This is a genomic window from Streptomyces sp. NPDC001549, from assembly GCF_042894025.1.
GTDB lineage: Bacteria > Actinomycetota > Actinomycetes > Streptomycetales > Streptomycetaceae > Streptomyces > Streptomyces kutzneri.
Window position 1 is genome coordinate 33,977 of record NZ_JBIAVJ010000031.1, and the last position, 25,869, is coordinate 59,845.

At 73.0% G+C, this 25,869-nt stretch carries 23 protein-coding genes, 1 tRNA gene and 3 pseudogenes; 11 read left to right on the forward strand and 16 right to left on the reverse strand.

The window, feature by feature from the left end; translation table 11 throughout:
- Positions 1–71: 71 nt before the first annotated feature.
- From ACFY04_RS36405 to ACFY04_RS36415, 3 genes are all read left to right on the forward strand, one after another.
- A complete protein-coding gene (locus tag ACFY04_RS36405) occupies positions 72–2,780 on the forward strand; it encodes an alpha/beta fold hydrolase (protein ID WP_389123836.1) in 2,709 nt (902 codons plus the stop codon).
- The gene (locus tag ACFY04_RS36410) at positions 2,777–3,649 is read left to right on the forward strand and encodes an ABC transporter permease (protein WP_389123837.1); all 873 of its coding nucleotides are present in this window, start codon (positions 2,777–2,779) and stop codon (positions 3,647–3,649) included. The genes ACFY04_RS36405 and ACFY04_RS36410 overlap by 4 nt, the downstream gene beginning before the upstream one ends.
- Before the next feature lie 217 nt (positions 3,650–3,866).
- On the forward strand, positions 3,867–4,301 hold the full coding sequence (locus ACFY04_RS36415; protein WP_389123840.1) for a hypothetical protein: 435 nt from the start codon (positions 3,867–3,869) through the stop codon (positions 4,299–4,301).
- A gap of 4 nt (positions 4,302–4,305) precedes the next feature.
- On the opposite strand, the gene ACFY04_RS36420 is transcribed toward ACFY04_RS36415, so the two are convergent.
- Positions 4,306–5,259 carry an aldo/keto reductase gene (locus ACFY04_RS36420; protein WP_389123843.1) on the reverse strand — a complete coding sequence of 318 codons (954 nt, stop codon included), beginning with the start codon at positions 5,257–5,259 and terminating at the stop codon, positions 4,306–4,308.
- Positions 5,260–5,523: 264 nt separating this feature from the next.
- On the opposite strand from ACFY04_RS36420, the gene ACFY04_RS36425 reads away from it, so the two are divergent.
- Complete coding sequence (locus tag ACFY04_RS36425; RefSeq protein WP_389123844.1) at positions 5,524–6,306, forward strand: hypothetical protein; 783 nt, start codon at positions 5,524–5,526, stop codon at positions 6,304–6,306.
- A 61-nt stretch (positions 6,307–6,367) separates the two neighbouring features.
- Here ACFY04_RS36425 and ACFY04_RS36430 read toward each other — a convergent pair whose 3' ends face one another.
- Both ACFY04_RS36430 and ACFY04_RS36435 read right to left on the reverse strand, forming a co-directional pair.
- A complete protein-coding gene (locus ACFY04_RS36430) occupies positions 6,368–6,652 on the reverse strand; it encodes a hypothetical protein (RefSeq protein ID WP_389123990.1) in 285 nt (94 codons plus the stop codon).
- Between the two features lie 37 nt (positions 6,653–6,689).
- Positions 6,690–6,893, reverse strand: coding sequence for a transposase (locus ACFY04_RS36435; RefSeq protein WP_389123847.1), 204 nt, complete (start codon positions 6,891–6,893; stop codon positions 6,690–6,692).
- Between the two features lie 540 nt (positions 6,894–7,433).
- Between ACFY04_RS36435 and ACFY04_RS36440 the strand changes: the two genes are divergently transcribed.
- Together ACFY04_RS36440 and ACFY04_RS36445 are read left to right on the forward strand one after the other, a co-directional pair.
- Entirely contained in the window at positions 7,434–7,898 is a 465-nt protein-coding gene (locus tag ACFY04_RS36440) for a hypothetical protein (protein WP_389123848.1), read from the forward strand.
- A 627-nt stretch (positions 7,899–8,525) separates the two neighbouring features.
- Positions 8,526–9,941 (forward strand): amidohydrolase family protein, encoded by a 1,416-nt coding sequence (locus ACFY04_RS36445; protein ID WP_389123851.1) that lies wholly within the window; start codon positions 8,526–8,528, stop codon positions 9,939–9,941.
- 277 nt (positions 9,942–10,218) lie between these two features.
- On the opposite strand, the gene ACFY04_RS36450 is transcribed toward ACFY04_RS36445, so the two are convergent.
- Positions 10,219–10,950 (reverse strand): hypothetical protein, encoded by a 732-nt coding sequence (locus ACFY04_RS36450; RefSeq protein ID WP_389123854.1) that lies wholly within the window; start codon positions 10,948–10,950, stop codon positions 10,219–10,221.
- A gap of 240 nt (positions 10,951–11,190) precedes the next feature.
- Positions 11,191–11,850 (reverse strand): maleylpyruvate isomerase N-terminal domain-containing protein, encoded by a 660-nt coding sequence (locus tag ACFY04_RS36455; protein ID WP_389123857.1) that lies wholly within the window; start codon positions 11,848–11,850, stop codon positions 11,191–11,193.
- A 1,057-nt stretch (positions 11,851–12,907) separates the two neighbouring features.
- Here ACFY04_RS36455 and ACFY04_RS36460 point away from each other — a divergent pair.
- Positions 12,908–13,347: pseudogene (locus ACFY04_RS36460) on the forward strand (VOC family protein).
- 263 nt (positions 13,348–13,610) lie between these two features.
- Here ACFY04_RS36460 and ACFY04_RS36465 read toward each other — a convergent pair.
- Positions 13,611–13,784 carry a hypothetical protein gene (locus ACFY04_RS36465; protein ID WP_389123860.1) on the reverse strand — a complete coding sequence of 58 codons (174 nt, stop codon included), beginning with the start codon at positions 13,782–13,784 and terminating at the stop codon, positions 13,611–13,613.
- Between the two features lie 52 nt (positions 13,785–13,836).
- Here ACFY04_RS36465 and ACFY04_RS36470 point away from each other — a divergent pair, with 52 nt between their 5' ends.
- On the forward strand, positions 13,837–14,022 hold the full coding sequence (locus ACFY04_RS36470) for a hypothetical protein (RefSeq protein ID WP_389123862.1): 186 nt from the start codon (positions 13,837–13,839) through the stop codon (positions 14,020–14,022).
- Positions 14,023–14,345: 323 nt separating this feature from the next.
- Here the strand turns inward: ACFY04_RS36470 and ACFY04_RS36475 are convergent, their stop codons facing one another.
- The 8 genes and pseudogenes from ACFY04_RS36475 to ACFY04_RS36510 all read right to left on the reverse strand — a co-directional run bounded on the left by ACFY04_RS36475 (position 14,346) and on the right by ACFY04_RS36510 (position 20,666).
- Entirely contained in the window at positions 14,346–14,549 is a 204-nt protein-coding gene (locus tag ACFY04_RS36475) for a cold-shock protein (protein ID WP_389123993.1), read from the reverse strand.
- 372 nt (positions 14,550–14,921) lie between these two features.
- Complete coding sequence (gene galK, locus ACFY04_RS36480) at positions 14,922–16,082, reverse strand: galactokinase (protein ID WP_389123864.1); 1,161 nt, start codon at positions 16,080–16,082, stop codon at positions 14,922–14,924.
- On the reverse strand, positions 16,079–17,122 hold the full coding sequence (gene galT / locus ACFY04_RS36485; RefSeq protein ID WP_314247571.1) for a galactose-1-phosphate uridylyltransferase: 1,044 nt from the start codon (positions 17,120–17,122) through the stop codon (positions 16,079–16,081). Before galT ends, galK begins: the two co-directional genes overlap by 4 nt.
- 13 nt (positions 17,123–17,135) lie before the next feature.
- Positions 17,136–17,540 carry a hypothetical protein gene (locus ACFY04_RS36490; protein ID WP_389123996.1) on the reverse strand — a complete coding sequence of 135 codons (405 nt, stop codon included), beginning with the start codon at positions 17,538–17,540 and terminating at the stop codon, positions 17,136–17,138.
- A 13-nt stretch (positions 17,541–17,553) separates the two neighbouring features.
- Positions 17,554–17,835, reverse strand: a pseudogene (locus tag ACFY04_RS36495) (beta-galactosidase); the annotation flags it as partial.
- A gap of 249 nt (positions 17,836–18,084) precedes the next feature.
- A complete protein-coding gene (locus ACFY04_RS36500) occupies positions 18,085–18,705 on the reverse strand; it encodes an RICIN domain-containing protein (RefSeq protein ID WP_389123866.1) in 621 nt (206 codons plus the stop codon).
- A 254-nt stretch (positions 18,706–18,959) separates the two neighbouring features.
- Positions 18,960–19,749 (reverse strand): annotated as a pseudogene (locus tag ACFY04_RS36505) (sugar phosphate isomerase/epimerase family protein).
- 23 nt (positions 19,750–19,772) lie between these two features.
- Positions 19,773–20,666 (reverse strand): hypothetical protein, encoded by an 894-nt coding sequence (locus ACFY04_RS36510; RefSeq protein WP_389123869.1) that lies wholly within the window; start codon positions 20,664–20,666, stop codon positions 19,773–19,775.
- Positions 20,667–20,781: 115 nt separating this feature from the next.
- Between ACFY04_RS36510 and ACFY04_RS36515 the strand changes: the two genes are divergently transcribed.
- Both ACFY04_RS36515 and ACFY04_RS36520 read left to right on the forward strand, forming a co-directional pair.
- Positions 20,782–22,425: a N,N-dimethylformamidase beta subunit family domain-containing protein gene (locus tag ACFY04_RS36515; RefSeq protein ID WP_389123872.1), complete on the forward strand. Its 1,644-nt coding sequence runs from the start codon at positions 20,782–20,784 to the stop codon at positions 22,423–22,425.
- A 158-nt stretch (positions 22,426–22,583) separates the two neighbouring features.
- Positions 22,584–22,982 (forward strand): VOC family protein, encoded by a 399-nt coding sequence (locus ACFY04_RS36520; RefSeq protein WP_389123875.1) that lies wholly within the window; start codon positions 22,584–22,586, stop codon positions 22,980–22,982.
- Between the two features lie 137 nt (positions 22,983–23,119).
- Here the strand turns inward: ACFY04_RS36520 and ACFY04_RS36525 are convergent, their stop codons facing one another.
- The gene (locus ACFY04_RS36525; protein WP_389123877.1) at positions 23,120–24,634 is read right to left on the reverse strand and encodes a PE-PGRS family protein; all 1,515 of its coding nucleotides are present in this window, start codon (positions 24,632–24,634) and stop codon (positions 23,120–23,122) included.
- A gap of 208 nt (positions 24,635–24,842) precedes the next feature.
- Here ACFY04_RS36525 and ACFY04_RS36530 point away from each other — a divergent pair, with 208 nt between their 5' ends.
- Positions 24,843–25,628, forward strand: a complete 786-nt coding sequence (locus ACFY04_RS36530) for a tRNA(His) guanylyltransferase Thg1 family protein (RefSeq protein ID WP_389123879.1) — start codon at positions 24,843–24,845, stop codon at positions 25,626–25,628.
- 86 nt (positions 25,629–25,714) lie between these two features.
- On the opposite strand, the gene ACFY04_RS36535 is transcribed toward ACFY04_RS36530, so the two are convergent.
- A tRNA-Trp gene (locus ACFY04_RS36535) sits at positions 25,715–25,788 on the reverse strand.
- Positions 25,789–25,869: the final 81 nt, after the last annotated feature.

Consider the following 25,869-nt stretch of genomic DNA (forward strand, 5'->3'; position numbering starts at 1 on the left):
GTCCTCGAGAAGGTGGGCGGTTCCGCCTGTGGGTGCTCGGAGCCCGGGGAACGGGCGCTTAGGGTGCCCGTATGAAGCTCCGAATGCCCCGGCGCCGCCGAGACCGTCTGCTCGCGGGCGCCGCCGCGCTCGCGGTCGTGGCGGGGGCCGGTACGTGGACGGCCGCGTCCGCGACCGGTGACGAACCCGCCGTGCACCGCCAGGACCAGGTCGTGAACATGCCCGGCGCCGGGATCGACACCTCCTATTTCACCGCGGGCGGCGGTGCGGAAAAACGACCCGCCGTCCTCCTCGGGCACGGTTTCGGCGGCAGCAAGGACGACCTCCGCGAGCAGGCCGAACGCCTCGCCCGGGACGGGTACGCCGTCCTGACCTGGTCGGCCCGCGGCTTCGGCCGCTCCGAGGGCCGGATCGGCCTGAACGACCCCGAGTACGAGGTCAAGGATGTCTCCCGGCTCATCGACTGGCTCGCGGCCCGGCCCGAGGTGCAGCTCGACGCGGCCGGCGATCCGCGCGTCGGCGTCTCCGGGGCCTCGTACGGCGGCGCGATCTCGCTGCTCGCGGCCGGGCACGACCCGCGGGTCGACGCGATCGCCCCGCAGATCACCTACTGGAACCTCGCGGACGCCCTCTTCCCGAACGGCGTCTTCAAGAAGCTCTGGTCCGGCATCTTCTTCACCAGCGGATCGACCGACGGGATGCAGCAGGCCGTACCGGGCCAGCGGCCCGGTACGGCGGCCGGCGCGCCCGGCTGCGGACGGTTCCAGCCCGAGCTCTGCGCGATGTACGAACGCGTCGCGGTGGCGGGGAAGCCCGATCCCGAGGCCCGCACCCTGCTGGAGCAGCGCAGTCCGTCGGCCGTCGGCGACCGGATCAAGGTGCCGACCCTGATCGTGCAGGGCCAGGACGACTCCCTCTTCCCGCTGGACCAGGCCGATGCCATGGCCAAGGCCATCGCGGCGAACGGCGCGCCCGTCTCCGTGGACTGGGCGGCCGGCGGGCACGACGGCGGGATGCGCGAGGCCGACCGGGTCGAGGCCCGGGTGGCCTCCTGGTTCGACCGCCACCTCAAGGGGGACGAGGGCGCCGGCACCGGCCCGGCGTTCCGGGTCACGCGCTCCGGAGGCATCGACTCCACCGACGGCGAGGTCACCCTGCGCGGCGCGGCCGGTGACCGGTACCCCGGGCTGGAATCCGGCCCGCGGGAGTTCGCCCTGACGGGGCCGGAGCAGACCTTCGCCAATCCGGCGGGCGGCGCGCCTCCCGCCCTGTCCTCGCTGCCGGGCATCGGCGGGCAGCTCGCCGCCTTCGGGGCCGGGCTCTCGCTGGACTTCCCCGGGCAGAACGCCCGGTTCGAGTCGGCGCCGCTGGCCGACGACGTGACGATCACCGGCACCCCGACTCTCACCCTGAAGGTGAGGTCGACAGCTGCGGACGGCTCGGCCGTCCTGTTCGGCAAGGTGTACGACGTGGGGCCCGACGGCCGTCAGCAGGTGCTGCCGAGCCAGCTGGTCGCACCGGTGCGGGTCGAGAACGCGCAGCAGGGTGCGACCGTGCGGCTGCGGCTGCCCGCGATCGACCACTCCGTGGCGGCCGGACACCGGCTTCGGCTGGTGATCGCCGCGACCGACCTCGGCTACGCGACCCCGGCGGCGCCGGCCACGTACACCGTCGCCGTGGAGGACCCGCTGGCCGTGCCCGTCGCCGCACAGGTGCGGTCCGCCACGGCCGGGCTGCCCGCCTGGACCTGGTGGCTGCCGCTGGGCGCGGTCGCGCTGGCCGCGGCGCTGCTGGGCGTGCGGCGGACCGGCCGGGGGGCCGCCGGGCCGCGGTCCGGCGCGTCGCAGCCGGACGCGGCACTGGCCGGCGTACCCCTGGAGATCACCGGACTGACGAAGCGCTACGCGAAGGCGCAGGACCGGTTCGCGGTGAAGGACCTGTCCTTCCGCGTCGAGAAGGGGCAGGTGCTGGGGCTGCTCGGACCCAACGGGGCCGGGAAGACCACCACCCTGCGGATGCTGATGGGGCTGATCTCGCCGGACGCCGGGGAGATCCGGGTGTTCGGGCACGCGGTACGGGCCGGGGCGCCCGTGCTGTCGCGGGTCGGGGCCTTCGTGGAGGGCGCCGGATTCCTCCCGCACCTGACGGGCCGCGCCAATCTGGAGCTCTACTGGCAGGCCACGGGCCGCCCGGCCGAGGACTCGCACATGGCCGAGGCCCTGGAGATCGCCGGGCTCGGCGACGCGCTGGAGCGCGCGGTGCGCACGTACTCGCAGGGCATGCGCCAGCGCCTCGCGATCGCGCAGGCCATGCTCGGAATGCCGGACCTGCTGATCCTCGACGAGCCGACGAACGGCCTGGACCCGCCGCAGATCCGGGAGATGCGGGACGTGATGATCCGCTACGCCGCGGGCGGGCGGACGGTCATCGTCTCCAGTCACCTGCTGTCGGAGGTGGAACAGTCCTGTACGCACCTGGTCGTCATGGACCGCGGGCAGCGGGTCGCGGCGGGCGAGGTCTCCGAGATCACGGGCGGCGGGGACACGCTGCTGGTGACGGTGGCGGAGCCGGTGGACGAGGTGAGCGTCGAGAAGGTGGCGGCGCTGGAGGGAGTGGGTTCCGTGGTGGCCGCCGATGACGGGCTGCTCGTACGTCTCGAAGGCGCGACGGCCGCGGGGCTGATCGCCGAACTCGTACGGCTGGAGGTGCCGGTGAGCCGAGTGGGCCCGCACCGGCGACTGGAGGACGCGTTCCTCACCCTGATCGGAGGTGCGGCGTGAGTACGGCGACGACGGTGCGGGAGGTGGCTCCGGGCTACCGGGCGAGCCGTACGCTGCCGCTGCGCGTGGAGGCGCTGCGGCAGTGGCGCCGACGGCGGACGCTGGTGATGGGCGGGGTGCTGGCCGCGCTGCCCTTCATCCTGATGATCGCGTTCGCGGTGGGCGGCGGGCCGGGCAGCCGGGGCGGCGGGAACGGCCGCATCACCCTGATCGACACGGCCACGGCCTCGGGCGCGAACTTCGCCGCGACCTGTCTGTTCGTCTCGGCCGGCTTCCTGCTGGTGGTACCGGTGGCGCTGTTCTGCGGGGACACCGTGGCCTCGGAGGCGAGCTGGTCCTCTCTGCGCTACCTGCTGGCCTCGCCGGTGCCCCGGGCGCGGCTGCTGTGGAGCAAGCTGGTGGTGGCGCTGGGCTTCAGCCTGGCGGCGATGGTGCTGCTGCCGGTGGTGGCGCTGGCGGCGGGCACGGCCGCGTACGGGTGGGGGCCGCTGAAGCTGCCAACGGGCGGGGCGCTGGCGGTCGGGGACACCGTGCCGCGGCTCGCGCTGGCGGTGGCCTTCGTCTTCGTCTCGCAGCTGGTGACGGCGGGTCTGGCGTTCTGGCTGTCGACGCGGACGGACGCGCCGCTGGGCGCGGTGGGCGGGGCGGTCGGGCTGACGATCGTCGGCAATGTGCTGGACGCGGTGACGGCGCTCGGGTCGTGGCGGGAGTTCCTCCCGGCGCACTGGCAGTTCGCGTGGGCGGACGCCCTGCAGCCGCAGCTGGAGTGGGGCGGGATGGTCAAGGGGGCGGTGGTGTCGGTGTCGTACGCGCTGGTGCTGTTCGCGCTCGCCTTCCGCGGGTTCGCCCGCAAGGACATCGTGTCCTGACGGGACGCGGACGGCGCACGGCCCGCGGCGCACGACCCGCGGCCCGCGGCCCGCGGCCTGGGGGACCTCGGGCCGTGGGCCGTTGGCCGGGGACCGGGGACCGTTGGCCGGGGACCGTGGGCCGTCCGTGGCAATGCGGCCGCGCCCGAGTGTGGCTGCGGTCCACTCGCCCGGCACGATGAACAACCGCGGTCATCACGACCGAGGGGTACCGCCCATGCACACAGCAGGACGTCCGGCCCGCAGGGCCGTGCTGACGGGTGGCCTCGCGGCCGCCGCCACCGTCGCGCTCGCGGGATGCTCCTCGGCGGGCACCCCGAGGGAGACGACCGCCGCACCCGAGCCGCGACCGGACACTCCGAAGGCCGCCATCGAAGCCGCGTACAAGTCCCTGAAGGACGGCACACCCCTGCCCGGGAACCTCCAGGCGATCGTGAGGGCGGTGGAGCCGGTGTACCGGCTGACGGTCGAGAACCCCGGCGCCGACCCCGTCGACACCATGATCCACAACCAGATCCGGGTGACCCCGGACGATCTGCGCTCCCACTCCGACCTGGCGCCCCTCGTGAAGAAGGGCGCCCTGGCCGTCGTCGGCGCCTACTACTCGCTGGACACCGGCAAGGTGGACGTCCTGACGGGGGCGCCCGTCTGAGCCGTCACTCGGGCCCCCGCGCCCCCGGGATCGCGTCGATCGCGGCGAGCAGCTCGGCGCCCAGCGGACGGTCGGCGACGGCCGCGTTGGCGCGTACCTGCTCGGCGGAGGTGGCTCCCGCGATGACGGAGGCGCAGCCGGGCTGGGCGGAGAGCCAGCCGATGGCGAGTTCGAGGACGGTCCGGTCGTGCTTCTCGGCGAGCGCGGCCAGCGCTTCGACGACGTCGAGGCGCTCCTCGGTGAGGTACGAGTCGCGGCCTTCGAGCCGGGAACCGGCCGGTACGGGCGCACCTCGGCGGATCTTGCCGGTCAGCAGGCCGTTGGCGAGCGGGAAGTACGGGAGGACGCCGACGCCGTAGTGGAGGGCGGCCGGAACCAGCTCGCGCTCGACCGACCGCTCCAGCAGCGACCACTCGTTCTGCGCCGACACGAAGGGCACCGAGCCGGTCTCGCGGGCGACGTGCGCGGCTTCGGCGAGCTGCCAGCCCGAGAGGTTGGAGTGGCCGATGTAACGGACCTTGCCCTCGGCGACGAGCTCGGTGAGCGCGGCCAGGGTCTCGGCGATCGGGGTGGCCGGGTCGGGGCTGTGCAGCTGGAAGAGGTCGATGTGGCCGGTGTCGAGGCGGCGCAGGGACTCCTCGACGGCACGCCGGATGTAGGCGCGGCCACCGCGCGATCCGGCGGCGGGCCCGTACTTCATGTCCACGCCGTCGTAGCCGAACTTGGTGGCGAGGACGACCTGGTCGCGGCGGCCCTTGAGGGCCTGCCCGAGGTGTATCTCGGAGCCGCCGGCGCCGCCGTAGATGTCGGCGGTGTCCAGGAGGGTGATGCCCGCGTCCAGGGCGGCGTCGACGACGGCGCGGGTGGCCTGGGCGTCCAGCCGGCCGCCGAAGTTGTTGCAGCCGAGGCCGACGGCGGAGACCTGCAGTCCTGAACTGCCCAGGGGGAGATAGCGCATGCGGTTCGTTCCTCCGACTCGACGAGTACATGATCAACTGAACTTTCAGTCTAGGCGTCCGCCCCGGTCGCCGGACCGGAATCCGGGCAGCGGGCTGTGAACGCCGTGTGACACGCGAGGGCCCCGGCCCCACCGGCCACCTCGGCCGCCCCGGGTAATTTGACCGTGTGGATCATGACGCCGCCCCGCTGGCCGCGGCCGCGTTCTGACCGGAGTTCCCCCGACCCGCCCGGGGCGGGGGTCGGCCCGACCCGAAGGAAGCCCGTGAACCGGAAGCCGATACCGGCCGCCGCCGTCGCCACCTGCGCGGCCGCCGTTCTCGCCTTATTCGCCGGACCCGTCAACGCCGAGGAGACCACCCCCGGTCCCGTCGCCGGCGCCTCGCCGACCAGGGGGCCGTCCGTCCCGCCGACCACCCGCCCCACGGTCATGCCGTCGGGCACTCCCGTCCCGGGCACTCCCATCCCGGGCGCCACCCCCACCCTGGTCCCCACCGCCACCCCGAACCCCACCGCAACCCCGCAACCCGGCAGGCCCACCGGCCATCCCGGAGGCGGAGGCACAGGCGGAGGCGGGGGCGGAGGCGAGACGCCCACCCCCACGCCCGGATGCCCGCACACCGTGCCCCAGCTCCCCACCCCCGAGAGCGTCCCCGCGTACGGCACCGTCACCGTCGACATGTGCGCCACCGACCACCGCACCGGCCGCGGCAAGCTGGTCTTCACCGCCGGGTACAGCAGCGGCCCCATCACCTACCGCGTCACCCTGCGGTGGACGTTCGAGGGCAAGCCCGAAGCCGGATGCGAAGGGTGCTGGTCCTCGGCCCGCTACGACTACACCGAGGACGTCTACGTCAACGACGCCGTCCAGGCCGAACCTCTCGCCGTGAGGTTCGTCCTCCAGCACCGCGGCCAACTGATCGGCGAGCAGCGGCCCGGTACCGGCGTGACCGTCGTCGACATCCAGCCCATGGAACCCGCCGGGCAGGACAACCCCACGTTCGTCGGCCCGGTGCCCGGCGCCACGCCGCCGCCCCAGTCCCCCTGACCTCTCCCCCGCCGTACGGGCCCGTCCCTGAACCCAGACGGCCTGGGCAAAGTCTTGTCGATCACTTGTCGAGCCGGACCAGGGTGCCGGCAAGGGTGATGGCGGCCTGGCGGCGGGCGGGGTGTTTGTCGTGGCGGGTGGCGATGCCTCGCCACCGCTTGAGGCGGTGGAAGCAGCGTTCGACGATGTTGCGTCGCAGGTAGACGGCCGTGTCGGAGCGGCAGGGCCATTCCCGGCGCCGGGCTCGGCCCGCGAGCCGGTCGACACGCTCCGGGATCGTGGCTTTGATGCCGCGCCTGCGGAGGCAGGCGCGGCAGGTCCGGGAGGAGCAGCCCTTGCCCGCGATGACCCGCCCGGGCCGTACGCGAGGTGAAGTTTGCCGGTCAGCCCGCCGCGGGAGCGTCCGGGGGCCCGTTCATCGAGCCCCATTTGGCGGCGGTGTGCTGGTGGGCCCGCACGATCGTGGCGTCGATCCGGGCGGCGGCCGGGAGGCGGTCGAAGGTGCCGTCGGCCGCCCAGCGGGCGAAGCGCCCGGTGACGGTCTGCCATGGGCCAAACCGCTCGGGCAGGTCCCCGCCAGGGCACACCGATGCGGAACGTGAACACGATGCCTTCGAGCACCTGAGGGTGATCACGCCACCACCCACGAGCCCGACGCGACTCCTCCAACGCCTGCGCCCACTCCTCCTCGAACGCCGGCACCCACCGCTCCGCACGGCGGTCCGCGCGCGGCTGGGCAAGGAGTTCGGCCGGCGTACCGGGGGCGGGCGCGTACGGGGTGGCGGCGGGTGCTACCCGCAACGGTAGAAGGACCCTGACAGCGGCCGTCGCGGTTCGGGCGGATGCGGTAGCCGAGGCCAGTCAGGACGGTGGCGCGCACGATGTCCATCACGTTGCCGACCGTCTCGAAGCGGGTGACGGCGCCGCCTGCACGACCCTGCCCCCAACCACCGTTGGAGCCTCGGCACGTCCTCACACGGACTCGCCGAATGTGTGAGTCCAAGCACTTTCCAGCGGATCCCGGGACCGACTCGCGCTTCTCCACGTCTGGATCTTGAAGAGGCAAGAACACACGGGGGGGGTGGTCGGCCATCGGCCCGAGGCACCCCTTGGAAGAAGGGGGCTCAGTGACCAAGCTGCCACAAAGGTTCTACTGGTGTTTGGGGGCAGCCGCCGGGCTGGTTGTCGCGGCACTGATCGCATTCCTCTGGAGTCTGGCCGAGGACCAGAGACCTCCGCTCACTCCCGCCGACGTCCAGGGAACGTGGACTTCTTGGTCGGCCCCCGACGGCGGGCGCCTGACCGTCCGGCCGGACGGCACCGCAGACCTGCAGCGGGTGGCGAAGCCGGCACCTGACTGCGGGATGCCCTCCGAGCCCGTTCCCTCCACTTACAGCGGCCCGGCAACTTGGGTTTTCGACACCTACCCCGATGAGTGGCCGGGCATCAGGTTCGACTACCAGTCCCCGCTCAGCGGGAAGACCTGCACGATCTACCTCCCCATCACGATCTCCGAACAAAACGGCACCCTGGGATTCTTCCCCCACGATTTCCGCTCCCACTACAAGCGCGACACCGCACACCCGGGCTGACACCAGCCAACCCCCGGATGCACGAGCCGTGGCCGGGCGACGGGCAGGGTCGCAACTCCCCCAGGCCTCCCCCGCGCTGCCACCAGGGGCTAGCCGCGCAGCAGCAGGGTGACCGGCCGGGCAGCCGGGGCCTGGGCCTCGACGACGACATCGACCAGCTTCAGCCAGGCAGGACACTCCGGTTTTCCGCCGACGCCAATGTCGGCTGCTTCGCCGACGCAGGAGCGTGGACGACCTTGTCCGCGCCGTTTCGCACGTTCAAAGACGGCAGGCCGGTGCCCCGCGACGCCGAGCGACTGCCCGGCTGGTGCGAGTGGGTGCGCGACGAGTCACAACAAGCCCTGGTCCGGGACCGGGGCGGTCCTGCCGCTGGGCAGCAGGAGCGCAGTCGGCCGACGCGCTCAGCCCGCACTCCCTCTGCCCGGCTCGGCGAGTACGCCGGCGGCGGTCCGGGGCGTGTAAGTCGGATGGCCGACAGATAGCCGGAATGGAAAAAGTTTTCCGCAGACGTCTATCGAATGGCCGTTCGCTGGGAATGCTGCGTGTGATCTCCCGCCCTGCCCGACGCTCCCACACGGCGTTGCCCGGGCGGGCCTTCCGTTCTGAGCCCTCGGGAGGTACGACGCCATGCAGTCATCCCCCACTCCGCCGCCGGCCCCCAGCCGCCGCGGAATCCTCACCGGCCTCGGCCTGGCCGCTGTCACCCCGCTCGTCCTCGGCATCACCACCCGCCCCGAACGCCCACACGTCCCGGTCGGCCCGACGGTCCTGCTGCGCGACGCCTCCCTCGTCCTCACCATGGACCCGGCCCTCGGCAGCGGCCCCCTCGGCGCCCTCGAGAACGCCGACGTCCTGATGCGAAACGGCACCATCGCCTCCGTCGGCACGGGCCTGCGGCCCCCGCCCGGTACCTGGATCGTGGACGCTTCGGGCAAGCTGGTCATGCCGGGGTTCGTCGATACCCACACCCACCTCTGGCAGGCGGTGATCCGCGGGGGCTGTACCGACGGGGACCTGTTCGGCTGGTTCACACGATGTACCGACCCCCAGCGGGGCCGGCTCACCCCCGAGGCCCTGCGCAGCTTCGTACGCCTCGCCGCCCTCGACGCCGTCCAGTCGGGGGTGACCACCCTCGTGGACTGGGTGGACATCTTCTCGTACGACCTGATCGAGAGCTACGTACGGGCCCTGGCCGGAACCGGAGTGCGGTTCATCTACGCGATGTTCCCCTCCGAAGCCGACCCGACGCTGGTCACGAAGGTGAAGAAGGAACTCGTCGACCCCGTTCCGCTCGGCGGTTTCCAGGTCGCCACGCACGCGGCGCGAGCCGTCCAACACCTCAACCACGCGCACTGGGAAGCCGCCCAGGACCTCGGAGTCATGCTCAATTCCCACGTCCTGGAACGCCCCGAGCAGCGTGCTGACGACCCCATCGGGGTCCTCACCGACATCGGCGCCCTCGGTCCGCGGCTCCTGATCAACCACGCGATCCACCTGACCGACGACGAGATCGCCGCCGTCTCCGCGCACGACGTGCGTGCGGCTCACTGCCCGCTCAGCAACATGCGGCTGGCCTCCGGCATCATGCGGCTGTCCGAGTTCGGGCGGCGGGGCGTCAAGGTCGGCCTCGGCCTGGACGGCGGAACCAACGACAGCTCGGACTTTCACACGCTGATGAAGACGGCCATCGGCCTGCAGCGCGCCCGCGCGACGGAGGCCGGGATCTTCCCGCAGGTGCACGACGTCCTGCGGATGGCCACGCTGGGCGGCGCCGAGGCCCTCGGGATCAGTGACCGGACGGGCTCCCTGACCCCCGGAAAACGGGCCGACGTCGTGGTCGTCGACCCGGCCGCCCTGAACTTCGCGCCGCGCTTCGACTGGGTCGGCCAGACCGTTTTCAACGGGCGGCCCGAGAACGTCGAGGCCGTGTTCGTGGACGGACGGCCCCTGAAGTTCGACGGCCGGCTCGTGGACATCGACACGGACCGCGTCGTACGGGAGGCGGAGACGGCCGCCGCCCGACTCCGGGCGGCGGCCGGATAGACCACGTCAGCCCGGCGGACCGTGCGCAGCCCTCATCCGGTTTCTCCGGCCCCCCTCGCCCCGGCTGCGGTGGGTGATCTCAGGCCTGCCGTGGCGGCCCGGCCGTGCACCGGATTGGACGCTGTCCCGGTCCGGTGGCACTCGCCGTCGCCGCCCAGGCCGGGCAGGGCGGGCAGGCCGGGCAGGCCGGGGGCCGGGCAGGGCGGGCGCACCACCCCTCCGCAGGGGGGCCGGGGGTGGGAGCGGAGCTCACAAGCGGCGAGGCCGGCGCCGCGGGTCAGCCCACCGCGTCCCAGGCCCCCATCGGACCGTCCAGCCAGGCGGGTGGCAGCTCGGCGGCGTCCCACTCCTCCCGCAGTGCGGCCGCCGGCGTGGCGAGCCGCTCCAGCACGGCGACGCTGGTGGCGGAGTGCAGAAGGGAGTAGCGGCTGTGGATGGCGGTGGCGCTGCCGGGCCCGTACTCCACGTACAACCGCTCCAGACGGGCCCGGTGCGCTGCGGCGAAATCCGCCAGTCGGCCGGCGTACCGGGCCCTCTGCCGGGGGGTCATCGTGGCGAGGACGGCACGGAGCACCTCCTCGGTGACCTCGGGGTCGAGGTCGGAAACGGTGGTGAAGGAGAGGTAGAGGGGGGTGACGGCCGCCTTCGCCTGTTCCACCTCCATGCGCCCGACGGGCGGCCGGGCGGCCGAGGCGGCACTCGGTCCGTCGGGGTCGACGGTCTGCCGCAGTGCCCGTCCGGCGATCTCGCCGAGCTCGTCGGTGACGGCACGGGCACCGTCCAGCCAGCCCGACTCGTACGGCTCGCCCTTGTCCCCCGGTACGGACCCCCCGAGCGCGCCGACCTCCTCGCACGCGCCGGCCAAGGCGCCTGCCTCGACCAGGGCGATCAGGCCCGCCGCATCGTCGGCGGAGACCCCCGCCCGGCCGAGCAGCTGGAGCAGCGTCCTCTTCGCGTTCAGGACGCTGACCGAGTCCAGCTCCTGCCGGTTCTCCTCGGCGGCATGCATCGGATCCTCCTCATCCTGTGGGTCGGCGGTGCGGTGCGGTGCGGTGCGGCGCGGCGCGAAAGCGCGGAGCGCACCGTTTGACAGTTCAACGCGGGACGGCGCCGCTGTGATCCCTTCGGACGCCCTGCTGCTCGACGACTACATCCGTTCAGCGGAACCGAGCGCCTCGACCGCCTGGAGGGCGGCGCTCAGCACCCCTGGTCCAGGCCCGGCGCGGCTCCTCTTTGCGGCGGGGGCGGGTCAGCCCAGGACGAGCGGGAACCTCACCGCCACGTCGCGCAGTTCGGCCCGCTGCGCGTCGGTGGGCGCGCTGCGGCCGGTGCCGACCAGGAGCGCGTCCCGGTCTGTGAACGACGCGGGGAACGCCGCCCCGGCGATCCGCTCCAGCATGGCGCGGGAGCGGGCCAGACTCTCCTCGGGCGGCCGGGTCCGCGCGTCAGGGAGGTGGGCGATCAGGTCGAGGTGGTGCAGCGTCCACTCCAGGACGTACGCGTCGAGGTAGTCACCCACGGTGAGGACCTTGTCGCGGGTGCCCACCCGGGCCCTCGGGTCGGCGAGTTCGGCGGCGCGGCCCGCGGCAGAGCCGACGTCGTCGAGGTGGAACCGGAGCAGATGCGGGTCCCCGTAGGCGGCGGCCAGCCGGACGGTGAGGGCGTCGAGCGGGTCCTCGCCGCTCGGGGGCCGGTCCTCGACGTGCCAGTAGGTCACCGCGTCGACGGTCGGCTCCGTCGCGGCGGGGGTGGCGAGGGTGATCAGGACGTCCTGGGCATCGATGACCAGGTGGCACACGAGGTCCCGTACGAGCCAGCCTGCGCAGCCCGACGGCCGTGCGAAGTCCGGGTCCGGGATCTCGGCGACCGCCGTGCGCAACGCCGTCCAGGAAAGGGTGAAGAGGTCCACACGGGCACCGTAGTGCGGCGCCGCCGCGGCGGACAAGCGAGGCTGTCCGGTCCGGCCGGGCGATTCCCGTCGCCCCGTGCCGCGGGGTCGGAGCGCCCCGTCAGGGTTCCGACGTTCGCATCCGCTGCGGCCGTCCTGACACTGTTCACCGTCGCGTTCGCCGGAGTGCTGCTCGGCGCGGTGCTGTGGCGCCAGGGCGTGTGTGGCCACTCGGCTCTGCGCACCGGAGTCGCCGTCGCGCCGGGACCATGGCCGGCGCCGCCGGTCGCGCTGCGGATCGGGCCCGCCGTCGCCGGATGCGGTGCGGCCGCATCGCTCTGGTGGGAACCGTCCTGTTCGCGGCCGGCATCCTGTGGCGGGCCGCGACGCTCGACTCGGGCTCGGCCCACGCAGCCTCGCTCCTGCCCGGCATGAGGCTGACCGGCCTCGCCGTCGGCATGACGCTGCCGGTCCTGACCGGGGCGTCGGCGGCCGCCCTGCCGCCGGCCGGCTTCGCGCGTCCACGTCGGAGATTGCGCGATGAGCGGCGGCAAGCCCCTCGACCGCGAGGAGACGCCCGCCACGGCTTCCGCGCGTCTCGCGCCGCTCCTGGCGCGCCCCGACCCGTGTCCCACGCTGATCTGCATTCCCGTCCACGGATGCTCGGGCCCGCCAGGGGTCAGCGCGGCCCCAGCTCGCACCGGCGCCGCGCGGCGGGGCCCGGACGGATGCGGCGGGGGCGAGCGACACGGGGAACTCCACCCGCCAACGGTGACCCGGCACCGTGAACCAACCGGGGAGGCGCAATGCTCAAGCGCGCACGCTGCGAGTCGTCGAGGAAGCATGGAAAAGCGGGGACGGCACGCTGCGGCTGATCGTCTTCATGGGAGCGGCCACCTGCGCCGCACTCACCCTCGGTGGTGGCGCCTGGCTCGCTGGGCCGGTCTAGCGGTGCTGAGGCGCGATCCGGATTTATCGGAGCCAGGCGGTCTGAGGATTGTCGAGAACGTGCCACCGGCTCCGTCCCAGGGACATCAGCGGCCACCACCGGCCGCACGAGGAAGAAGGAGAAACCAGCATGGCGATTCTGCGGATGGACAACGTCGGCATCGTCGTCGAGGACATGGATGCCGCCATCGCGTTCTTCGTCGAACTCGGTATGGAGCTGGAGGGCAGGGCTGAGGTCGAGGGCCCCTTCGCCGACCAGTGCACCGGACTCGACGGCGTCCGCTGTGACATCGCGATGGTCCGGACCCCGGACGGTCACAGCCGGATCGAGCTGGCGAAGTACCGCAGCCCCACGGTGATCAGCGCCGGGCCGCGCAACCGGCCGCACAACATTCTGGGCACGCACCGCGTCATGTTCGCCGTCGACGACATCGAGGACACCGTTGCCCGTCTGCGCCCTCACGGCGCCGAACTCGTCGGCGAGATCGCCCGGTTCGAGGACAGCTATCTGCTCTGCTACCTCCGCGGCCCGGAGGCATCATCGTCGGACTGGCCGAGCAACTGCGCTGAGCAGCAGAAACCGAACCATGCAGCCGAGCGAGATCATCGAGGTGCTGAACCGCCCGGTCAGCCGGGAGCTACTGGCGTCACGTGACCCGCCTGGCCTACGTCGCCAAGACGCAAGGATCGCTTGGCGCACCAGCCCCTCCGGCATCACGCGGCGCAGGAGGTCTGCCCGCCGGTCGACGATTCGGATGGCTGCCGGTCGCCGGGGACGTCTGACTGGGGGGCGGTGCCCGGCGGCGGGCGACGGGCCGCCGGGCGGACATGGCTCAGACCAGCGCGTTCTTGTAGAAGATGCTGGAGCGCCGGTCGCCCTCCACACCGGTGGCGAAGCCGATGAAGAGACGGGCCTCGCCAGCGTTGGTGCGGTAGATCGCCAGGCCCTCGGGCTCGCGGTGGTGGAGGGTGGAGCCGGCCTTCGTGAGGACGGGGCCCTGCGTCACGGTGCCTGTGTTGATGTCGATGCTATTCGCGTGAGCGGCTGTACCGGCCGCGGTGCAGCTGCGTGGTCCACGGCGGCATACGGCTGCGGCGAAGGAGGACACGGCGCTCCGGGAAACGCAGAGCCACCTGGACTTCGAACTCGACTGGGAGCGCTGGCTCGGACCCGACCCCGGCTGCCAGCACGTCTGCGCATCCCTGCGCCGGATCACCGCCACCGACGGCCCCACAGCCTCGTAGGCCGGTCGGGCCGGGGATACGGTCCATGACCAGCGCCCGAAGCCAGCGTCCGCAGTCGGCAGGACCGGCACCGGATCGGCAGCGCCACGGGGCCGGGAGCAGCCCGTCCGGGCACGCATGACCCCCGCGAAGACGGCCACGACGTCCACGCCGCGTACGGGCGGCGAGGCCGCCTTCCGGAAAGGCCTCCAGGCCCTCCAGGAGTACATCGCGCGGAATGGCCGGCCCGCCGCGGCCGGCTCGACCCGGCGCAGCTCGCCGCGCTCACCGAGCTCGGCGTCGACTGGGCGCGGCCGTGACCGCCGGCACACGGCGAGAAAGGATCAGATGGGGCGGACCTGCTGTGCCTGGGGACCCTTGGGGCCCTGGCCAGTGGTGAACTCCACCCGCTGGTTCTCCTCAAGCGACCGGAACCCGGACGCATCGATTTCGGAGAAATGCACGAACAGGTCCGGAGTACCGTCATCCGGCGCAATGAACCCGAACCCCTTCTCCGCGTTGAACCACTTCACAGTCCCCTGAGCCATGACGCGCCTTCCCGATCCACCCCAGCCCGCGAACACCGCGGCCGGCAGCAACCCGTTACTCCCCCACCCTGCACAGGCGAAACACCACTAAGGAGTGAAAGAGGCGCGACCGAGCACGACAACTCCCCCGCCTCCCAGCCCCGCCTCCACCACCATGGTCACCTCGACAGCCCAGACCACGGCATCCGCGTACCGCGGCGGGGGCAGCCAAGATGCTGTGCAGAAAGCGGAAGGCCACCATGCGATGCACGCCGTGCGCGCGGTACGGAGCTTCGCACACGGACCCTTCGTCCCGCGGGCCGGGCTCGTGGGCGGTGGCGTGATCACCGTCAGGCCCTCACCCGGCTCGACAAGTGATCGGCAAGACACTGCCTAGACGAGGCGGGTGGCGCCCGGGGACGGGGATGCCACCGTGACGCGGGGCGGTGTGAAGCCCGCGCGGCGGAAGGCCTCCGCCACCGCGTGCGTCACGGCCGGCTCGGCGTCCGCGTCGATCAGGGACAGCGCCGAGCCGCCGAAGCCGCCGCCCGTCATGCGGGAGCCGTACGCGCCCGCCGCGTTCGCCGTGGAAACCGCCAGGTCCAGCTCCGGGCAGGACACCTCGTAGTCGTCGCGCAGCGAGCGGTGTCCTTCGGTGAGCAGCGGGCCCGTTTCGCGCAGTCGTCCGGCGCGCAGCAGTTCCTCCATCCGCAGCACCCGTTCGTTCTCGGTCACGACGTGCCGGACCCGCTTGCGCCCGACCGGGTCGTCGAGGCGGGCCAGGGCCTGCTCCAGCTCCTCGTACGGGAGGTCGCGCAGGGCGGACAGGCCGAGGGCGTCGGCCGCGTGGTGGCAGGAGGCCCGGCGCCGGCTGTAGGCCCCGTCGGCGAGTGCGTGCTTGACGCGGGTGTCGATGACGAGGAGGCGCAGGCCGGCCGCCGCGCAGTCGAAGGGGATGTGGCGCTGTTCGAGGCTGCGGGTGTCGAGGTGGAGGGCGTGTCCCTGCGTCGCGCAGGCCGAGGCCGTCTGGTCCATGATCCCGCAGGGGACGCCGACGTAGGCGTTCTCGGCGCGCCGGGCGAGTGCGGCCAGTTCGGGGCGGGTGAGCGGGATCCCGTACAGGTCGGTGAGGGCCAGGGCGGTGGCCACCTCCAGGGCGGCGGAGGAGGACAGGCCGGCGCCGGTCGGTACGTCGGACCGTACGTGCAGGTCTGCGCCGCCGATCGGAAGTCCGGCGTCCAGCAGGGCCCAGGCGACCCCGGCGGGGTAGGCGGCCCAGCTCGCGGCGCCCTGCGGAGGGCGGGCCGGATCGAGACCGGCGAGGCCGAGGGTGACCGCGCCGGAGGGGACGTCGGCGGAGTGGACCCGCAGGATCCGGTCGGTGCGCCGGGCGGCGGCCACCTCGGTGCGCTGCGGGAGGGCGAAGGGCAGGACGAAGCCGTCGTTGTAGTCGGTGTGTTCGCCGATCAGGTTGACCCGGCCCGGGGCCGCCCAGACCCCCTGGGGCGGGTACCCGTACAGCTGCTGGAAACCGTCCTGGGCCGTCCCGCTCACGCGCTCGCCACCTCCCGCAGCCGCGCGGCCGCGGCCTCGGGCCGGACGTCGTTCATGTAGGCCTCCATGCCCGATTCGGTCCCGGCCAGGTACTTCAGTTTGTCCGCGGTCCGGCGGATCGTGAAGAGCTCCAGGTGGAGCGCGAAGTCGGCCCGGCCCTCACCCGCCGGGGCCTGGTGCCAGGCGGAGATGTACGGGGTCGGCTCGGGCCGGTCGAAGAGCCGGTCGAAGCGGCGCAGCAGCTCCAGGTAGACCCGGGGGAACTCCGCGCGGGCCCCGTCACCGAGGGCGGGCAGGTCGGGGACCCGGTGGCGGGGGTAGAGGTGGACCTCGTACGGCCAGCGCGCCGCGTAGGGCACGAAGGCGGTCCAGTGCTCCGTTTCGAGGACGACGCGGGTGCCTTCGGCGCGCTCGGCGGCCAGGACCTCTTCGAAGAGGTTGCCGCCGGTGCGCTCGCGGTGGGCGGCGACGGTGGCGAGCATCCGGGTGGTGCGCGGGGTGACGAAGGGGAAGGCGTAGATCTGGCCGTGCGGATGGGCGAGGGTGACGCCGATCTCGGTGCCGCGGTTCTCGAAGCAGTAGACCTGCTGGACGCCCTCGCGGGCGGAGAGTTCGGCGGTGCGGTCGCTCCAGGCGGCGAGGACGAGTGCGGCGCGCTCCTCGTCGAGGTCGGCGAAGGAGGTCAGGTGGTCGGGGGTGAAGCAGATGACCTCGCAGCGGCCGGTGTCGCCGGCGAGGGAGGGAAAGCGGTTCTCGAAGACGGCCACCTCGTAGTCGGGGGCCGGGATCTCGCTCGCGCGTCCCTCGGTGGAGGGGCACAGCGGGCAGGCGTCGGCGGGCGGGTGGTACGTGCGGCCCTGCCGGTGGGAGGCGATGACGACCCGGTCGCCGAGCAGCGGATCGCGCCGTACCTCGGAGCTGCCCGCGGTGGCGGACGCGTCGAGCGGACGCGGGTCGGGGAAGGCGCGGGCGGCGCCGTCGCCGGTGTCGTAGTAGAAGATCTCGCGGCCGTCGGCGAGGCGGGTACTCGTGCGCTTCACGGAAGGAACTCTCTCACTCCAGGGTGACGACCGTGGTGCGGCCGAGGTCGGGCCGGTCGCGCAGCGGCAGTTCGGTGCCGGGGCGCTCCAGTTCGAGAACGATGATCTCGTTCTCGTCCGCTCCGTCGTGCCAGAGGGGTCCGGGGGCGTAGAGCGTGCGCTGCGGGCCGCGCGGGGTGTCGTAGTGGCCGAGGAGGAAGCCGTTCAGCCAGACCAGGCCGGTCCCCCAGCCGGACATGTCGACGAAGGCGTCGGCGGGCCCGTGCGTCGCGAGGTCGTGGGTGAAGCGGTGGAAGGCGGGCCGGCCCCCCTCGGGCGGGTTCTGTGCGAAGGCGAGTCCGGTGAGGTCGGTGAGCGGCAGCGGCCGGATCTCCCACTCGAACAGTTGCTGATGGCCGTGGCGGACACCGCGCCAGATGCCCTTGCGGTCGTATGTACGGGCCGGGGCGCACGATCGCGTCGAGGCCGAGGTCCTGGGCGAGGCGCAGGAAGCGGCCGAGGTCGCGGGGGCCGGTGAAGTCGGCCTTCCCGGGGGCGGTTTCGTGGAAGTTCCAGGGGACGTAGGTGTCCACGGTGTTCACGCCCAGGGCGCGCAGCCGCTCCAGCCGGTCCGCCCAGAGGTCCGGGTGGACGCGGAAGTAGTGCAGGGCCCCCGAGACGATGCGGTGGGGGCGGCCCGCGCGCCGGAATCCGTCCTGGTCGTACATGAGCATGCCCTGGCTCCCGAGAGAGGTCGTGACGCCGGGAAGTACGGTGCGCCGTCGGATACATGAACACCTCGCGCGCCTTCATTCCACGTTCACGGCTCGCCACGTGCCCGAGCGTTCACCCGGCGGTCACAGAGCTCGGCCGCCGGGGAACTCGGCCGCCTGGGGCGGAGCGCGATCCGCACGCCCGGAGCCTGCTCCTGCTCCTGCTCCTGCTCACGGGCCGGAAGACACACGTGCCGGGCGCTGCCGAGGTCAGTCAGTCCAGACGTCCCACCATTGCTGCGACTGGAAGTTCTTCTGCCACAGCTGCACGCGGGCTCCGTTGCCCACGACGTTCGCGTCGCGGTCCATGACGATGTTGCCGCCGCCGTAGAAGCGTGCGTTGTAGATCGCACGGTCGCCCGACGGGTGGGACCAGCTCTGCTGCGGGGTGTTGTTGCAGTCCCAGATCTGCACCTTGGTGCCGTTGCGGCCACCACCGTTGAGGTCGGCGTCCAGGCATTTACCGGGGAAGCGGTAGCTCTCCAGCGCGCCGTTGTTCCAGAGGTACCAACGCTGCTGGGTGGTGCCGTTGCATTGCCAGATCTGAACGACCGTGCCGTTGCCGCCACCGTTCGCATCCACGTCCAGACACTGGGTCGTGGGGCGTTTGGCGAAGTCGTTGGTGATCCGCACGGGCTGGTTCAGTAATCGCTGCGGCGCGGCGACCGGCACGCCCTGCGGCGGTGCGGCCCAGTACACGGGCTGGGGTGCGGTCCGGGCCGGGATCGTGGTCACGCCAGTGGCATCGGCCCCGGCGGTTCCGGTCAGAGCGGCGGCGAAAGCGACGGCGGTGGCTGCGGTGAGCGCCGCCGATCGGGTGATACGAGGCATGTTCCCTCCCAAGTCTCCGGGTGCATGCGGGCGATGCCGCTCAAGGCCGACGACGCCCGGCAGGTGCCGGCAAGCAGCTGAACACAGCCCGGCCCCTCTCTGTCAGAACGCCGATTCGGCCATGGAGGCTTGGACTGTCCGGAGGCGGGCCGCAGGCCGGATCGGGCGTCTGCGCAGGGCGATCGGCGTGCGACGTCCCCGCCCCGGTCGTTCGTCCGGCCCACCGTCCGGGCCGCGCGGCCGGTGGACACCCGCTAGGCCGGGTCACGCCGGCGATGTGCCGCCAGGCGGTGGAGGTACGCCCGGCCTCGCGAGAGGAGGTCGGGCAGGTCGGGGGCCGCCGGGTACCAGCGTTTTTCGTACTCCCAGCAGAGCCAGCCGTCCCGCGGTAGTGCGGCCACCGCCTCGGCCAGGGGCAGGATCCCGGCGCCGAGCGGGACCGGGGTGAGGTCCCGTGCCGACCGCACGTCCTTCACCTGTACGTAGCCCAGGTGCCGGGTCAGCGCCCGGTGCGAGGCGGCCGGGGACTCACCGCCCAGCCAGGTGTGCAGCACGTCCCACAGGGCGCCCGCGCCCGGATGTGCGACCTTGTCCAGCACCCGGGCGGCCGCGGCCCCCGTGCGGTGCGAGTCATGGGTCTCCAGCAGGATCCGCACACCGTGGCGCTCGGCGTACGGCGCCGCGGCCGCCAGCCGGCGGACGGCACGGGCGTCGGCAGCCACCTCGGGCAGGCCGCCACCGGGGAAGACCCGCACGTACGGGGCCTCCAGATCGGCGGCGAGCCGGACCAGGGCGCGCAGTTCGGCGAGGACCGGCCCGTCCGGGCCCGGGGCGGCCATCCGCGCATAGCCCGCGACCCCGAGGACGGCGACCCCCGAGGCGGCGAGGGTCCGCAGCGCGGCGGCGCGCTCGGCTGCCGGGGTGCACGGGTTCCTCGGGGTGGGCGCGCAGTTCGAGGCCGTCGAACCCGTGGGCCGCCGCGAGGGCGGCGCTGCGGCCCAGCGCTGTGCCGGACAGGCCGAGCGTGGAGAACGCGTACTTCACGAAGGCTCCTCGCGGGCGGCGGATCAGGCTTCGTAGTCGTACTTCACCCCGATGCCCAGGGTGCCCTGGGTGGGGAGGATCCCGGCGCCGACGATGTCGAGGACCGGCGGGAGGAGGAGTTCCGCGAGCCGGGCCGCTTCCTGCGGGGTCAGCGCCGACCACGGGCCCGAGGCGAGTTCGTCGGTGAGCTTCTCGACCTCGGTGCGCAGTGCCAGCCCTGCCCCGGTGGCCGTGCCGTCCCCGGCCAGCAGGCCCCGGGAGGCGAGCCGCCCGCGGGCGGCGTTCCACTCGTCGGCGGACCACCGGCGGCTCTCGAACCACTGGGCCGGCGCGGCTCCCACGCCCGACTGCAGGACCAGGGACTCGACCGGGTCGAGGTGGTGGGCCTGAAGGGCGGCGAGGTGGCCGTCCCCGCGGTGCTCGCGCAGGATCGTCGCCGCGTGCCAGAGCACGGTGTGCGGTGCCGAGGGCCAGGGCAAGGCGGCGTTGGCGGCGGCCAGCGGGCGGGCGCCGGTGGTGGCGGCCTCGGCGGCGCGCCGGGCGAGGCCTGCGGCCTCGGCCAGGTCCGGGGAGGCGGTGCGCTCGCCGAGCAGGGCGTGCAGGGAGCGGTCGGCGGCGACGGCCCGGGCGGCGAGCACCCGGGCGGGCGGGGCGGTGTGCCAGGACTGTGCGAGGTAGTGGTCCACCATGCCGGGGCTGAAGCTGTAGAAGAGGGCGTTCACGAGCCCCGCTCCGGCCGGGCCCAGGGGTGCGGCCCGGTAGGCGAAGTACATCGGCCACCGGTCGTCGGTGGCGTAGCCGAGCGCGCCGGCCTCCGCGTAGGCCTCGGGGGCGAAGTAGACGACGGCGTGAACCGGTTCGAGCAGCTGCCACAGCTGCCGGACGGTGCCCGGTGCGTGTGCGGTCCTGTACGTCATCTCGCGTTCCCCCGAAGTCGGTTGGTGCCCGGAACAACAGGGGGTCAGCCTAGGGGGTGTGGTGGCGAGCAGGCCGGTGAAAGCGCGGGCCAGAGCGTCACATAACGTGCCCTCCATGCAACAGATGTACTCGGCCGGGCCCGCCACGGACGGCGAAGACGCAGGCAGGCGGCGGTTCCTCGCGATCGCGGCGGGGGCGGCCACGGCTGCGGGGCTCGGGACCTTGGCCGGTTGCGCGAGCGGCGACGGCGAGGGCACGGGCGGATCCGGGGCGGAGCCGCGGTCCGGGTCGGCGCCGGAGTCCGCCGTGCCGGGCGGGAAGCCGTCGGCGGCCGGGCCGCAGGGTCTTGACGTGAAGGTCGAGAACGCCCGCCCGGGCCATGCCGACTGGCCGGTGGACAAGGCCGGTCCGGCGCGGGCCATCGAGGGGTTCGCGGACAAGGTCAGCGTCCTGCCCGGCGAGTCCTTCGGGCTGCACGTGTCGACGACCGCGCCCCGGTTCACCGTCTCCGCCTACCGGATGGGCTGGTACGGCGGGGCGCGGGCGCGGCTGGTGTGGCGCTCCGAGGCCCTGCCCGGGGTCCGGCAGCCGGAGCCCACGGTGGACGCCGGGACCAGGATGGTCCGCACCCGGTGGACCCGTACCGCCACGGTCGAGACGAAGGACTGGCCGGAGGGCAGCTACCTGCTGCGGCTGGACGCGCAGGGCGGCGAGGGCCGGCGGTTCGTGCCGATCACCGTCCGGTCCGCGGCGACCGCCGGCCGTACGGTCGTGGTCAACGCGGTGGCCACCTGGCAGGCGTACAACCGGTGGGGCGGCTACGGCAGCTACGACGGCCCCAGCGGCGGCTTCGCCTCCCGCTCCCTCGCCGTGAGCTTCGACCGGCCGTACGAGTACGACGACGGCGCGGGCCTGTTCCTGGTGTACGAGGCTCCGCTGATCGCGCTGGCCGAGCGGCTCGGCATACCCCTCGCCTACACGACCACCACCGACGTGGCACGGGAGAAGCGGCTCCTGGAGGGGGCGGCGGCGGTGCTCTCGCTCGGGCACGACGAGTACTGGTCGCCGGAGCAGCGGGCCCATTTCACGGCCGCCCGCGACGCCGGTACCAACATCGCGATCCTGGGCGCGAACTGCTGCTACCGCCGGATCCGGCTGGAGCCCTCCGACCTGGGGCCGGACCGCACGCTGGTCTGCTACAAGTCGTCCTACGAGCAGGACCCGGGGTTCAAGCGCGGCCATCCCGCGACGGTGGACTTCCGCTCCGCGCCCGGCGCGGACCCGGAGAGCTCGCTGCTCGGCGTGATGTACGACGGCTATCCGGTGGACGCCCCGTACGTGGTGACCAACCCCGGGCACTGGCTCTTCGAGGGCACCGGCGCGAAGGCGGGCGACCGCTTCGAGCACTTGGTCGGCGTCGAGTACGACAAGGTCAACACGGGTTTCCCGACGCCCCGGCCGATCGAGATCCTGGCCCACTCGCCCGTGGTGTGCGAGGGGCGGCCCAGCCACCAGGACACGGCCTACTACACGGTGGCGAACGGGGCGGGGGTGTTCGCGACCGGCACGATGCGGTGGGTGGAGGCCCTGGACGCGACCGGCGACGGCCGCAGCGGACGCAACCACGGTCTGGACGCGCGCTCGGGGGCGCTGACCACCCGGGTGACGGAGAACCTCCTGCGGGTGTTCGCGGTGGGCCCGGCCGGCCGGACCCACCCGGCACAGGACAACGTCAAGGCGGTGTACGGGAGTTCGTGAGCCGGTGCGGCGGCCGGGCAGGGGGTGGGGCGCGGGTCGGAGGGGGTGGACTTCGCCCGGAGAGGGTGTTTAGGATTGTGATCACGGCATCGCGTGTCGGTCACCGTCCGGGTGAGGCATGGAGGCGCCCGTGACGTGCCTTTCGGAGGCATTCACTCATGTCCGTTCAGCTGAACCACACGATCATCCACTCCCGTGACAACCGGGAGTCAGCCACCTTCCTGGCCCATGTCCTCGCCCTGGAGGTCGGGACCGAGTGGGGGCCCTTCGTCCCCGTGGACACCGGAAACGGCGTCACCCTGGACTTCGCGACCGTCCCGGCCGAGTCCATCACCCCGCAGCACTACGCGTTCCTCCTCTCGGAGGAGGAGTTCGACGTGGCGTTCGAGAAGATCCGGTCGGCGCGGGTCCCGTACTTCGCCGACCCGCACGGCCGGCACCCCGGCGAGATCAACCACAACGACGGGGGCCGCGGGGTGTACTTCACGGACCCGAGCGGCCACGGGATGGAGATCATCACGCGCCCGTACGGCTACCAGGAGCCGGGCGCCGAGTGACCCTCGCCTGAGCAGGCGCGCGGTGGGGGATGAGTAGCGCTACTCATCCCCCGGCGTCCGGCGGCTGTCGCGCGAGGCCCGCCTCACCCTGCTGGGCGCCCTGGCCTGCCCCGCGCCCCTCCTCCTGGCGGCCCACCTCATGGCCCTGTGACGGTCATCCGTTCCATGACGGCCACCGGCAGCAGCGGGTTCCGGGCGGCGGCCCCCGCCGTCCCCTCGTCGCCGAGCAGCGCGACGAGGACGGGTACGGGCACCCGTGGATGCCGGGCCGCCATCGCGCGTACGCCGCTGTCCGGGTCGTCGAGCATCCGTACCACCGAGTCCGGCGACAGCCGGGGGTCGGTGGCGGCGCGCAGCCGCACCTCGGCGTCCTCGTCCCCGCTGAACCGTTCCACCAGACCGGGCGTCGAGTCCGGGTCGTCGAGGGCCAGTTGCCGCAGCCGCGGGTGCGGGTCGTCGGCGTGGCGGAGCAGGTCGCGCCGCGGGAAGTTCGGGTGCCCGTAGGGCCGGTCGGGGGTGGAGTAGCTCCCGTTCCACCACTGCCACACCTCCAGCAGCATGTCCGCCGGAGCGTCGTCGCACCGCTCGGCGAGGAAGAGCCGTACGACCCGGTCCTCGTCCCGGGCCAGCCGTTCCACCACGTCCGGCGGCAGCCGCCGGGCCGTCGCGACGCTGCTGCGCAGCAGGAGGTGCGGGGACGCCGCGAGGCGGCGCATGGCCTCCTCGTCCTCGTGCAGTGCCACCACCCACGCGACCGGCCGCCGCATCGTCCGCGGGTCGATGTCCACCCGTACGGCGGCCCGCCGCTCCTCCGTCAGCTCGGGTCGCGTGGACACGGCGAGGCGTACGTCGTCCTCCGGATCGGCGGCGAGTACGTCGACCAGGTCGGGGGCGAGGTAGGGGTTCCGGGCCAGGTTCCGGCGCAGCCAGGGGTCCGCGTCGGCGCAGAGCCGCAGGACGAGGTCACGTTCCAGCCGGTGGCCCTCGACGAGGCGGCCCGCCCCGCGCTCGGCGTCGTAGAACTCCGCCGTGAGCGGCACCTCCTCGTGCCGGGCGAGCGTGACCGCGGTCCGCACGGCGGGAGCGGGATCCGCGATCAGCCGGGCCCGGGGCCCTTCGTCGAGGTCCCGCCAGCCGGCCTCGCACGCAGCGGCCCGCACCCGCGGGAGCGGATCCGCCAGCAGGGCGAGGCGCAGCGGGAGGGGCAGTGCGGGCATCCGGGCCAGCTCCTCGCGGACCGGGCCGAAGGGGTCCGCGGCCAGCGTCCCGTACGCCTCCCGCGTCAGCCCCGGCCCGGCCATGGCCGCGGCCTGGAGCATCAGCTCGCGCCGGGCACCGCTGGATTCGCCGAGCACCAGCCGTGACCACTGGGCGGCGGAGAGCCCGAGGGATGCGGGTGCCTCGGCGAGCCTGCCGCGGACCCGCCGGTCCGGGTGGTCGACCGCGGCGTCGACGACGGCGGGTGACAGGTCACGCCGCGCCAGGAGGTACGGGGCGGCATCCAGGTCCAGCAGCCGGATCCGGATGCGGTCCGGTGCGGCCGCGTTGAAGCTGAGCCCCTGGAACCAGGCCTGCCGAAGCCTCGGCCCGGCGTCCGGCCCCCAGCCCCGGTCCAGCCACCGGTCGTCGAAGCGTCGTACGTCTGTCCCCATCCGAAGGAAGGTAGACGATGTCCGGCGTGCCCGTGTCCGGGTGTACCTCGACGCGGGTCCGCACCCCGGACACCCGCGGCGGGAAACGACCCTGGAGGATGTCCACATGAGCCGCATCGGTCGCATCGGTCGCATGGCGGCATCCGTGCGGGCGGCGGGGCGCCGCCGGCATCCATGCGGCGGCAGGGCGCCGAGGGAGGGACACACCATGTCGGACAGCACCCCACTGGGTGATCGGATGAAGCGCTACGAGGCGGTGCACCGTGCGGTCCTGCCGCGCCGCACCTACACACTGCTCCGGGTGGACGGCCGCGCCTTCCATACCTACATGCGCGGCGCGGCCCGGCCGTTCGACGAGGTCTTCATGGGCGACATGGATGCCGTCGCCGAGGCACTCTGCGCGGAGATCGCCGGAGCGCAGTTCTCGTACACCCAGTCCGACGAGATCAGCGTCCTGTACACCGACTTCGGCAGCACGGGCACCGAGCCCTGGTTCGGCGGGGTGGTCGCCAAGCAGCTGTCGGTCGCCGCGTCGCTGGCCACGGCCGTCCTGAACGAACGCCGGCCGGGCAAGCGCGCCTTGTTCGACGCCCGCCTGTTCACGATCTCCGATCCGATCGAGGTCGCCAACTACTTCCTGTGGCGGCAGCGGGACGCCGTGCGCAACAGCATCAGCATGGCCGCGCAGGCGCACTTCCCCCACAAGCGCCTCCAGGGAGTCTCCTCCGGGGGCATGCAGGAACTGCTGTGGTCGGAGGCCGGGGTCAACTGGAACGAGTACCCGGACGGCTGCAAGCGCGGGCGGGTCGCCGTACGCCTGACCGGTGAACGGGAGACGGTCTACGTCGACCGGCGGACGGGCCGGGAGGAGACCACCACAGCGGTCCGTTCCTGGTGGGAGACCTCACCCGCACCGCACTTCACCACGAGCGCCGAGGGCTGGCTGGCCGGCACGATCCCGATGATGCCGAGCTTCGCCCCGGCCGCCGTCTGACCGCGGCCGGTCCGGGCAAACAGCAACGCCCAGCGGGGAGGCGTGCTCCCGGCCGGGCGTTCTCGACAAGTGTGCTGTCGGTGTTGCAGGGGCGGCAGGATTCGAACCTGCGGCCTTCGGTTTTGGAGACCGGCGCTCTGACCAGCTGAGCTACACCCCTTCGGTGGGACCAACCATGACACGAACGGGCCGGGAGATCCAATCAATTCCTGGCTCGACGGGTGCGAGTCGCTCGCCGGAG

Coding starts and splice junctions, on each gene's coding strand:
- ACFY04_RS36420 (WP_389123843.1), bottom strand. CDS start 5,259: ATGCGCTATCTCCCCCTGGGCAGTTCAGGACTGCAGGTCTCCGCCGTC.
- ACFY04_RS36510 (WP_389123869.1), bottom strand. CDS start 20,666: ATGACGTACAGGACCGCACACGCACCGGGCACCGTCCGGCAGCTGTGG.
- ACFY04_RS36475 (WP_389123993.1), bottom strand. CDS start 14,549: ATGGCTCAGGGGACTGTGAAGTGGTTCAACGCGGAGAAGGGGTTCGGG.
- ACFY04_RS36525 (WP_389123877.1), bottom strand. CDS start 24,634: ATGGGGACAGACGTACGACGCTTCGACGACCGGTGGCTGGACCGGGGC.
- ACFY04_RS36445 (WP_389123851.1), top strand. CDS start 8,526: ATGCAGTCATCCCCCACTCCGCCGCCGGCCCCCAGCCGCCGCGGAATC.
- ACFY04_RS36520 (WP_389123875.1), top strand. CDS start 22,584: ATGTCCGTTCAGCTGAACCACACGATCATCCACTCCCGTGACAACCGG.
- ACFY04_RS36415 (WP_389123840.1), top strand. CDS start 3,867: ATGCACACAGCAGGACGTCCGGCCCGCAGGGCCGTGCTGACGGGTGGC.
- ACFY04_RS36450 (WP_389123854.1), bottom strand. CDS start 10,950: ATGCATGCCGCCGAGGAGAACCGGCAGGAGCTGGACTCGGTCAGCGTC.
- ACFY04_RS36530 (WP_389123879.1), top strand. CDS start 24,843: ATGTCGGACAGCACCCCACTGGGTGATCGGATGAAGCGCTACGAGGCG.
- ACFY04_RS36405 (WP_389123836.1), top strand. CDS start 72: ATGAAGCTCCGAATGCCCCGGCGCCGCCGAGACCGTCTGCTCGCGGGC.
- ACFY04_RS36515 (WP_389123872.1), top strand. CDS start 20,782: ATGCAACAGATGTACTCGGCCGGGCCCGCCACGGACGGCGAAGACGCA.
- ACFY04_RS36500 (WP_389123866.1), bottom strand. CDS start 18,705: ATGCCTCGTATCACCCGATCGGCGGCGCTCACCGCAGCCACCGCCGTC.